The organism is Parabacteroides sp. AF27-14, from assembly GCF_003635425.1.
In the GTDB taxonomy this organism is placed as follows: Bacteria; Bacteroidota; Bacteroidia; order Bacteroidales; family Tannerellaceae; genus Parabacteroides; species Parabacteroides distasonis.
In genome coordinates this window covers 1-1,143 of sequence record NZ_QTLZ01000060.1, presented here as the reverse complement: position 1 = coordinate 1,143, position 1,143 = coordinate 1, and the positions used below count along the sequence as shown (strand labels likewise).

Sequence of the window (1,143 nt, the reverse complement as noted above, 5' to 3'; positions counted from 1 at the left end):
TGACCTGCCGGTTCATCTCCTCCGGCCATGGGCTATAGATATTGTGGGTACGAAGGCCGGCCTCTATATGACCTACAGGTATCTGTTGGTAGAAAGCGGCCAAGGCGGCCGCCGTGCTCGTGGTGGTATCCCCATGCACCAGCACGACATCGGGTGTCGCCTCACGCAACACGTCACGCATACCCACAAGGACACGGGCGGTCACGTCATATAAGTCCTGACCCTGCCTCATGATATTCAAATCATAATCCGGCGTGATCTCGAACAATTTTAACACTTGATCCAGCATTTCCCGATGCTGTCCGGTAACGCACACGATGGTCTCGAACGACTCCGGATGTTTTTGGAACTCCTTCACCAGCGGAGCCATCTTGATCGCCTCGGGACGGGTCCCGAATACTAACATTATTTTTCTCATTACTGCGTATTCTTCTATTTAGCGAACGATTATTTCTTGAATGTCCCGCAAAAGTCCAGTACTTCCACGTCATCCCGATAATTCAACCCCGAAAACTCCCTATGATTCACCAAGAAAACCACGATATCGGCTTTCTCATAGGCCTCCTTATAAGGGGTCAACTTAAACAACTTATGCTCCGAAACGTTCGGCTCCACCACCATGATATCAGCGTTGTTGCACGATTGCAACACCTTCGTCGTTATTCCCTTGGCCGGAGACTCGCGCAAGTCATCGATATCAGGCTTGAAAGCCAAGCCCATCATTGCCACCGCCGGCTTACGCCCATGCTTCAACTCAAACCGTAGCATGGCGTTCCTCACTTTCTCAGCGCACCAAAAAGCCTTGTAATTATTCGTCTCACGGGCCGTCGAGATCATACGGCTCTCCATCGGAAACTCCGCCGTGATGAAGTAAGGGTCCACCGCTATGCAATGACCACCAACACCGCAACCCGGCTGTAAGATATTCACACGGGGATGCCTGTTCGCCAAGTTGATCAACTCCCAAACATTGATTCCCGCTTTATCGCAGATAAACGACAGCTCATTGGCGAAAGCGATCTGCACGTCCCGGCTTGAGTTCTCGGTCAATTTACACATCTCGGCCGTCTTGCTATTCGTTGGGTGAAGCGTACCCTTCACGAACTGGCCGTAGAACTCCATCGCCTTACGGGTAGAGGCCTC

At 51.6% G+C, this 1,143-nt stretch carries 2 protein-coding genes; both read right to left on the bottom strand.

The window, feature by feature from the left end; translation table 11 throughout:
• Positions 1-418 (bottom strand): non-hydrolyzing UDP-N-acetylglucosamine 2-epimerase (gene wecB / locus DWY79_RS23230; RefSeq protein WP_233564041.1); only part of this gene is annotated, 418 nt, incomplete at its 3' end.
• Positions 419-447: 29 nt separating this feature from the next.
• On the bottom strand, positions 448-1,143 hold a 696-nt coding region (locus DWY79_RS22330), incomplete at its 5' end, for a UDP binding domain-containing protein (RefSeq protein ID WP_305036548.1).